6 protein-coding genes are annotated in these 9,088 nt (G+C 54.5%); 4 read left to right on the forward strand and 2 right to left on the reverse strand.

Annotation, left to right across the window (positions count from 1 at the left end; genetic code table 11):
* Positions 1–1,403: sodium:proton antiporter (locus H6F43_RS19710; RefSeq protein WP_190344659.1), on the reverse strand; the 1,403-nt coding region annotated here is incomplete at its 3' end.
* 197 nt (positions 1,404–1,600) lie between these two features.
* On the opposite strand from H6F43_RS19710, the gene H6F43_RS19715 reads away from it, so the two are divergent.
* The 3 genes from H6F43_RS19715 (at position 1,601) to H6F43_RS19725 (ending at position 5,063) form a co-directional block, all read left to right on the forward strand.
* On the forward strand, positions 1,601–2,878 hold the full coding sequence (locus tag H6F43_RS19715; protein WP_190344661.1) for an acetylornithine/succinylornithine family transaminase: 1,278 nt from the start codon (positions 1,601–1,603) through the stop codon (positions 2,876–2,878).
* Between the two features lie 273 nt (positions 2,879–3,151).
* Positions 3,152–4,663, forward strand: coding sequence for a phospholipid carrier-dependent glycosyltransferase (locus H6F43_RS19720; RefSeq protein WP_190344668.1), 1,512 nt, complete (start codon positions 3,152–3,154; stop codon positions 4,661–4,663).
* A gap of 121 nt (positions 4,664–4,784) precedes the next feature.
* On the forward strand, positions 4,785–5,063 hold the full coding sequence (locus H6F43_RS19725) for a hypothetical protein (RefSeq protein ID WP_190344670.1): 279 nt from the start codon (positions 4,785–4,787) through the stop codon (positions 5,061–5,063).
* A gap of 194 nt (positions 5,064–5,257) precedes the next feature.
* On the opposite strand, the gene H6F43_RS22435 is transcribed toward H6F43_RS19725, so the two are convergent.
* Positions 5,258–7,117 carry a sugar transferase gene (locus H6F43_RS22435; RefSeq protein WP_242025784.1) on the reverse strand — a complete coding sequence of 620 codons (1,860 nt, stop codon included), beginning with the start codon at positions 7,115–7,117 and terminating at the stop codon, positions 5,258–5,260.
* An 876-nt stretch (positions 7,118–7,993) separates the two neighbouring features.
* Here H6F43_RS22435 and H6F43_RS19745 point away from each other — a divergent pair.
* Positions 7,994–8,995 (forward strand): two-component regulator propeller domain-containing protein, encoded by a 1,002-nt coding sequence (locus H6F43_RS19745; protein WP_190344671.1) that lies wholly within the window; start codon positions 7,994–7,996, stop codon positions 8,993–8,995.
* Positions 8,996–9,088 lie beyond the last annotated feature (93 nt).

A 9,088-nucleotide genomic window follows, 5' to 3' on the forward strand; every position in this document is an offset into this window, starting at 1 on the left:
CGGTTGTAAAAGTCGCGCAGCGATCGCTCTGCCGCCACAATCCGAATTTGGTAATTTGCTCTCAGCTCCTCATAGATCGCTTTCGGCAGCATGCCCCCCTTCAGCAGAGCGTCTAACTCATCCTGAGCGGCTTTCGCCGTCATTAACTGCGACTGAAGCGACTCAAGCCACTCCTGCGACTCCGATCGATGCGATAGTTGCAGCCGCCGCACCAGCCACGGCAAACTTACCCCCTGCCCCATCAGCGAAAATAGCACCGTCCCAAACACCAGCGCAATCAGCCCTTCGCGTCCGGGCAGTCCCGCAGGCAGACTCAGCGCCAGCGCCATCGATAGCGATCCCTTAATGTTGCCCAGAAACAGCACATGCTGCCAGCGCACCGGAATCGCCCGATCGACCTGACGGGCGATCGCCAGCAGCGGATACACGCTGAGAAACCGTCCTGCTTGGTAAGCCACCACCGCCAGCAGTACAGCGGGGAGGGTTCTTACCACCGTCCCTGGCTGAATCTCTAGCCCAATCAACAAAAAAATGAACGTGTTGACGCCAAACCCCGCGTATTCCCAAAAGCTCAGAACCGTAACGCGATTCGACGCCGACACGCTGCGCGACAGCTCCACATTTCCCACCACTAAGCCCGCAATCACCACAGCGACCACGCCAGAAATGCTCAGAACTTGGCTGATTTGGAACGCACCCAGCGCGATCGCCACCGTCAGCAAAATCGTGCTCAAGGCGTCGTCGGATTGGGTGTACAGCACTGTGCCTAGATAGCCCAGCACCAATCCGACTAAGCCGCCGCCCAAAATCACGATCAGCAGTTCTTTAATGCCTTCCGCAATCGTCAGCGATCCCGTCGTGTTGACCTTCAAAATCAGGCTAAACAGCACCAGCGCCATTCCGTCGTTGAACAAGCTTTCGCCTTCGACGATCGTGATTAGCCGTGAGGGAACTGACACCTCTTTGAACACGGCAATCACTGAAACCGTATCAGTAATGGCCAGAATTACGCCGATCAGCAGGGCAGGAATCCAGGCTAGTTCCAGTCCAAACTTCAGCACCAGCGCTGTAATTCCAGACGCAATCACGACGCCCGGACCCGCCAGCAGGGCGATCGGTTTAATCGTGCTTCGCAACCGACTAATATCGGTATTGATCGCCGCCTCAAATAGCAGAATCGGCAAAAATAAATTGATGATTAGCGAGGAGTCCAGCCCAATGCGACGGGGTAGCAGTTCGGCGATCGCCAAGCCTGCCACCACCAGTCCAGTGACATACGGAACGCGCAACCGCCGAGATAGCAGCGCTACGCCCGTTGCGACCAGCAGCAGAATAATCAGCACGCTAACGAGCTGTCCTACCTCACCTTGATCGCCTCCAACTGCTGCCAGGAAATATGTCATAGAACGATTACTTAGCCTTTAATTAGAACCGAGTCGGGTGAGTCCTTTGAAGATGAGTAAGCTATAGTACAGGTTTAGTGCGTCCGTCCATCGTGATCCACAAAATCTTTCGACGCTTTTTAGCCGTGTGACCCGAATTGCTAATAGCGAACCGCTAATAGCTCTGAGCCATTTTGCAGTTACCGAGGATCAAGCTAGTGAGTCCAGAAGCTCTCATCCAATCGCTTTCCAGCATTACCGAATCGGTTTTTGGCACATCCAGTCCGTTTAGCTCCACAGAGTTCGATGAGCACGTGATGACGACCTATGCCCGCTACCCGATCGCGCTAGAGCGAGGGACGGGCTGCCGCGTGTGGGATACCGAGGGACGCGAGTACCTGGATTTTGTGGCAGGGATCGCGACCTGCACCTTGGGACACGCGCATCCGGCGATGATTCAAGCGGTAACTGAACAAATCAAAACCCTGCACCACGTCTCCAATCTCTACTATGTGCCCGTGCAGGGCGAACTGGCAAAGTGGTTGGTTGAGCACTCCTGCGCCGATCACGTCTTTTTCTGTAACTCTGGAGCTGAAGCGAACGAAGGCGCAATTAAGCTGGCGCGGAAGTACGCCCATACGGTGCTGAATATTGACGATCCGGTGATCATTACCGCGCACGCCAGCTTCCACGGGCGCACGTTGGCGACAATCACGGCAACTGGACAGCCAAAGTACCAGAAAGGCTTTAGTCCCTTGATGCCTGGCTTTTACTACGTGCCCTACAACGACATCAACGCGTTGGAAACCGCGATCTCTGAGCTAGACAGTCGCGATCGCCGCGTCGCGGCGATTCTGCTAGAGGCGCTGCAAGGTGAAGGCGGCGTCAATCCGGGCGACCAAGCGTACTTCCAGCGCATTCGACAACTCTGCGACGAGAAAGGGATTCTGCTGATTTTGGACGAGGTGCAGGTTGGGATGGCACGCTCTGGGAAACTCTGGGGCTACGAAAACCTCGGCATCGAGCCAGATATCTTTACGTCTGCGAAGGGGCTGGGCGGCGGTATTCCGATCGGTGCCACCCTCTGCAAGTCTTCCTGCAATATCTTTCAGCCCGGAGATCACGCCAGCACCTTTGGCGGCAATCCGTTTGCCTGCGCGGTTTCGCTAGCGGTGTGCCAAACGCTGGAGCGGGAAAACCTGCTGGAGAATGTGCACGATCGCGGGGAGCAACTGCGGGCAGGACTACGGGCGATCGCCGAGAAGTATCCCGATCACATTAAAACGGTGCGTGGCTGGGGCTTGATAAACGGCATGGAGCTACACGCGGAGTCGCCGCTAATCTCGTCTGAGGTCATTAAAGTGGCGATGGACAACGGTCTACTGCTCGTTCCAGCAGGTCCGAAGGTGATCCGCTTTGTTCCGCCGCTGATTGTGACGGAGGCAGAGATCAATTGGGCGCTGGACGCGGTTGAGCGATCGTTGGCAAGTTTTTAGCGGTTAATCGCTAGTTCTAAGAGCTGATTCATCAACGGAATTTCCTATGGGTAGCCAGTACGTTGCCCATAGGAACTGCTGCCCCTAACCCGATCCCACGGTTCTCTCACTGTCAGAAATGGCAGCGCGTGGGCATCTGAATCATGCAGGCACGACCAGATGTGTTCTCGTGAGCCACGATCGCACGCGAACTCACGGCACTCTTCATGGGGATTTTGCCTCAGCTTCAACAGGTGTGCGAAAGTGGAGAGCGTGTATTCTCCAATTTGACTGATGACTTTTCAGAAGTCTGTAGCTCGGCTAGGTTGGTTCAAGATTGGTATCGTGGCGCTGCTGCTGTGGTGCTTAGCGCTGCGTTTTTGGGGCTTGAGTCGGTTCAATGCCCTTGTGTTTGACGAAGTGTACTTCGCTAAATTTGCCCACGAATATCTAGCGCGATCGCCGGTATATGACGGGCATCCACCCCTCAGCAAATACTTGATTGCGATCGGCATCTGGATTGGCAATGCGCTTCCGATCGGGCAGGACACGGTAAACGGTCTCACAGGGGGGCTCTACACCACCTGGAGCTACCGCTGGATGAACGCTCTGGTGGGATCATTTATTCCATTGGTCATCTTAGGCATCGCTTACCGTCTGACTCGCCGCCGTAGCTACGCGCTAATTGCGGGCTGGTTTGCCGGACTCGATGGCTTGCTGCTGGTCGAATCGCGCTATGCCTTAACCAATGTGTACTTAGTGCTGTTTGGGCTGCTGGGAATTTGGTTTCTTCTGCTGGCGCTAGATAGCCAAGCGGCAGGACGGCGAGAAGCTTATCTCGTTGCGTCGGGCGTATTCTACGGCGCGTCTGCCTCTGTGAAGTGGAATGGACTGTGGTTTTTGCTAGGCGCTTACGGACTATGGATAATCGCTAAGGGAGTTCAGTGGGTGCAGGCTCGTCGCCCACAGGTGCCGGAGTTGCTGACAATTCCTCTTACTGCCAACGAACCAGAATCGGGACGCAGCGTTTTGTCGCGCCTGCCTCGTCTAAAACTCTGGCAGCTAGGGCTGTACCTGGGTGTGGTTCCTGCAGTGTTCTACCGTCTGGTTTGGATTCCCCACATGCAGTCCAACACCACGGCTAGCTTCTGGGAACTGCAACGGCAACTGTTGGACTACCACGCACGGGTCGGTGGCGTAACGGCGCATCCCTACTGCTCTCCCTGGTATACCTGGATGTTCATGCTGCGTCCGGTTGCCTATTTTTACCAAATCACGGCAAAGGGTGCACCGCTGCCCTCGGGAAACTCTACCGCATCGCTAACTACCGATTCGGTCATCTACGATGTGCATGCGATCGGGAATCCGGTGCTGTGGTGGCTATCAACATTGGCGATGGTACTGGTGTTGTGGGCGCTGGTGCAGCAGATTCTGACGTTGCTGTTGATGAACCACCCGACAGGGCAGTGGTTTCAGCAGAATTACCGACTGGCGCTGAGTCCGATCGAGCGATGGCTGGTGCTGTTTTTGGCGATTACCTACCTCGCGAATCTGCTGCCGTGGACACGAGTAACGCGCTGCCTATTTCTGTATCACTATATGGCGGCGTCGATCGTCTCGTTCTTGGCGCTTGCCTGGATTGTTGATCGCTGGCTTTGTAGTACTCAACCACGCCTCCGCACAATGGGAATTGCAATTTGTGCAGGAATTGCGCTGGCGTTTTTATTCTGGTTACCGATCTACCTGGGTCTGCCGCTGTCGCCGATGGAATTTCAACTACGAATGCTGCTGCCGAGTTGGGTCTGAACTATAAGGTTTCTACCCCTGGATAGATGGCGATTCTAGATTTTTTGAAGAGAAATGCAAGATCGCGTTCTTTACGCGGGTATGATGAGCGGAACACTGTTTTGCAGCTCACTTAACTGCTATGCTACAGAGCCAACCCGTGATTGTTGATTTGGGTATGTCCGATACGGAGTACTTGCAGTACCTTGCACGGGGAGAAGATCCAGTAAAGCAACATCGGGACGGGTTTTACGTTAGCGCTTTGGTGAAGTACGGCGTCTCGGAAGCTGAGGCTCATCGTGTCGCGCCGCTTCTAGACCGTTTAGACTGCTCGATCGAAGAGAAGCTGTTGGTGAATCAAGCGCTGCAGCAGATTTGGAACCGCTTGTTGGCGTGTAAAAAGGGCTTAGGCGCGAGGTAGCAAGCAATTAGCTTGCTTCAGATAATTTGTTGCCTTACTGATATTATCCAGAAGGCTGGATGAGAAGTCAAAATTGTCTATCGCATCCCTCATCCAGCCTTCAACTCTTAATCATTCGTCAGAGCTTTGGTAGAGAGATTCCTTAGCACGATGCAAAGGTGCTGTTCGAGGCTCTAGCCAAAAGCCTTGAGTAATCAGCTTCCGGTAGTGTTGGACTTGAGGCAGATAGTGTCCTCGAATTCCTCCATTCCAGCCGCAGCAGAAACCCTCGATCGATCTGGGATTGGGTTTGGCATTGATACCACTCTGCGCTGAACGGGAAAGACGAGATCGATCTCGTCCAAGCTGGGTGTGCGCAGCTCAAACAGACTGAGATCGCCGATCAGAACATTCCAGCACAGCGGTAGCTTGTCCAACTGAGTGCGTCGTAAGAATCGACCGATTAGCGTCGGCGACTGGCACTCTACCTCCGATCGATCGCTTTCCGACTGAGCTGAATCGAGCAAATCCAGCGTTCTGGTCGCGCTGGTACGAAACTTCCACACGCGGAATCGCCTGCCATCAGACAGACTGCGCGTCTGCCCAACGAATACGGGGTCCGAACTTTCTAATCGCAGCGCGATCGCAATCGGCACAACAAGCAGCGCCGTCACCAACAGTCCAACCGCTGCAGCGGCAATATCAATACTGCGCTTCACAGGGGTCCGAACTGAGGCGGGCAGCGTCAGCGGTGCAACGGCACGCAACGTTGCTGGGGTGCGTGTAGCAACGGTCGCCGCATCAATCTTGAACAGACGATCGAATCGTGCTCGCAGCAGCACAGACATTACCGGAGGCGTTACGCTCCACAGCGCCAACTCCGCGCCGATCGCCTTCGTTGACTTCAACCCAGCCAGCAAGGCTTGGAGTCCGGCAGCGTCGATCGAACTCGTTGCACTCAGATCCACCACAATCACCTTGGGGTGTGCTTCAGCCAGCAGCCACACTGTCTGTACGAAGGCTTCTGCTGCCTGAGCGCCGAAATGGGCGGGAGTGCTCAGCATTGCAGATTCTGAAGACTGAATTACCACAGGCTGCGGACTCGTTGCGTCTTTGACTGCAGCGGTAGAGGTGGGACACGCTGCTCCAAGCGCCGTTGGAAATCGCCTCGCCAACTCTTCACTGCGAACCACTAGCAAATCCATTGCCGAGAAGAACTGAAGAATTCGGGCAGACAAGCTCAGTTGTTCCAGCCGAGTTTTGGACTCGACAAAAATAATCTTGCTGCCGCATAAATATTTAGCAAGCAGCAGAAATGGTACTGCCACTCCCGCCCCAGTTGATATAACGAGCTCTGGACGCTCCTGCCGCAGCACTCCTAACCCCAAGATCAAGTTGCGAACTAGATTGGGAAGATTACGGTTGGTGGGACTGTGTGCCCAGTACATGCTATCCGATCGCGATAGAAGCTCCGCCTCAGTTGACGGCGTGCGAAACGTGACCCAAGATAAGCTGTTATACCGAGCCCAAAACGGTTTGAGCGCCTGCATGGCTGTAAAATGCCCACCCGACGAGCAAACAAGCATCAGCTTTTTGTAGCGATCAGTCCGGTAGCGCTCGACGAGCATCCGACACAGCTCGTCATCGGACTGAGGCAGCACGCTAGGAACCCGCGGTGCGGCGAGAAAACGCACGAGGTCGGCGGGCGATCGGGCAACCTGTACGCCCTGCTTTTCCATCGCGTTTGCCATCTCGAGCTGATGGTCGTCCACATGCTCACCGAAGAGCCGCGCTCTCGGCACCAGCACGTATGGCTTGTCTAAGCTTTCGAGCAGCAGTGCAGTTCCTTCGCCGCAGTGACCGATCACAACTCGCGCTTGCTCAACGAGCGATCGAAACTCGGATTCTGGCAGTCGTCGATATACCTTAACGCGATCGGGCAGACGGTTCGATGACCCGTACTGGACGATAATCTCCTCATCTGGATCAATAAATCGATAGCGGATCAGCACATCGATCCAGTCCATCAGGGCATTAAAGGGGTACTGCTCTGTTCCTACAGTCACCAAAATCATAAACAGAACCCGAACGGTGGGACAAGGGACGATTTTCGATCACCAATTCAGCGGGGCGTTAGCCTGTCTGGTGAGGCTGCGTTAGCAGCTAGAGCAACGACTCTGCTGGTACATCTTGATACATCGAGCAGCTGAAGTCGTCGAGGCGCTACGAAGGTCTTACAAGAGCAGGGACGCGGCAGTTAAGGGATACGGTTACGTCTTAGATCGGGTAGGAATAACAACGAATCGTACTGACGCAAGCGGCTTGTGAGCGCCTGATGCGCTGACAGCAAATACGAGAGCTCAGGAGATTCAGATGTATAGACGGAGAAGTCATCAGCCACAGGTAACCCAGCTTTAATCAAGAGAAGATCAATGAATTGATGTCAAAGATACTCAAGGACTGTACGGAATCTCGCATGAGCTCCTGGATTGCGCTAGTGTTTTCGCACGACTTCATCAAAACGACATAGATGTCCTCAGGAAATCTCCATTAGACTTCATGAAAAATTTACACTAGCTTTCAGTATAAATTGCGGTAGTTGAGCGAAGATTGAATCGTTAAAACTACGCAGACGGCGTAGCGTGCAGCTATTCTATTTTTCTTACTTACCCCACAGCATTAGAAGAGAAACAGCTGGATTCGCGATGTATTTCTCTTCGCGGCTCTGGAGGAACTGCTAAGGCATACTCAGGCAGGAGACTCTCCCTATCAAGGTCGCACAGCTACTAACGCTAAGCTGTAGCGGCGCTTAACGATCGCCTGCTTCCAATTGTTGATTGATCCAGAGCAAATGGCAGTATGATGGGGCGCACTCAGCAAGTCGTGTAACACGGCAGCGAAAGATTGAGCTGCGTTTTGATCGAGCTTGCTCCTCCTCCCAAACTGGCATTATGGTACGTCGCATCCCGTCTGCTTGTTTTTCTGCCACAGTAGCGCTCCTGTGGGTGTGTCAAGGAGTTGGCTACGTCAGCGATCGCGCCGTCGCCCAACCCGTCGATCGTCCAACGCTCCAAACCCCACCTGCTGTTCCTGCGGATTACCGCGTCAGTGCCCTGCAAGCAGACAGTCAGGGCACGCTTTGGGTCGGCTCTTGGCAAGGATTAATGCAGCTTGATCCCAAAACGGGACGGGTGCTTGCCCAACTCCGGCTTGCCAGTGAGCAGGTTGACGCGCTAGCGCTCGATCGAGCGGGACAGCTTTGGGTTGGTACGCACAACGGCTTATTTCGCGTCGATCCCAAAACCAAAGCGGTGACCGCACAAAACTTTCTGCTGCCTTCGGCGCGCGTCCTGTCTCTTCTTGTGGATCAGCGGGGCTTCCTTTGGGTGGGAACAGATGCTGGATTGGCGCTTGTTAACCCAAAGTCTGGAGCTGTAATGACCACCGTGACCGATCTGCCGGGGGTTAGCGCTAATGCCTTGAGCTTGGATGCAGACGGTAACTTGTGGGCGGGTACGCTGGATGGGCTAGTGCAAATTGATACTGCTAGCGCGCTAATCCAGCGGCGAATCCAAAATTTACCCGGAACAACAGTGCAGGTGCTGGCTGCTAGTAACTGGGAAACGCTGTGGGTTGGTACACCGAGTGGGCTGCTAGAGGTTAACCCACGGGGAGGGCTACGATCGCTGACTCGTCTGCGCGGACGTAACATTACCAGTCTGCGATTCGATCGCGTAAACCGTTTGTGGGTCGGCACTGCTAATGGATTGCTGCGGGTAAATCCGTTCAATGGGGCGATCGACGGCGCCATTGCTCGTCTGCCCTCCAGTCAAGTTGTTTCCCTTGCGCCAGATACCGGGGGTAAGCTATGGGTCGGCACGCGAGAGGGGCTAGCCTGGGTCAGTATGACGACGTTTCGGACTGGAGTCCATCAGGTGTTCACTCGTCGTTAGCGAAAGGAACGGTGTAGGTTAGTGATAGCGGTTGCGATCACGCGATGACTGGGTGATCCTTCGGTTTCAACTTCTCCATACCTACCATGGCAA

The sequence above is a fragment of the Leptolyngbya sp. FACHB-36 genome (genome assembly GCF_014695955.1).
Lineage (GTDB): Bacteria > Cyanobacteriota > Cyanobacteriia > Leptolyngbyales > Leptolyngbyaceae > FACHB-36.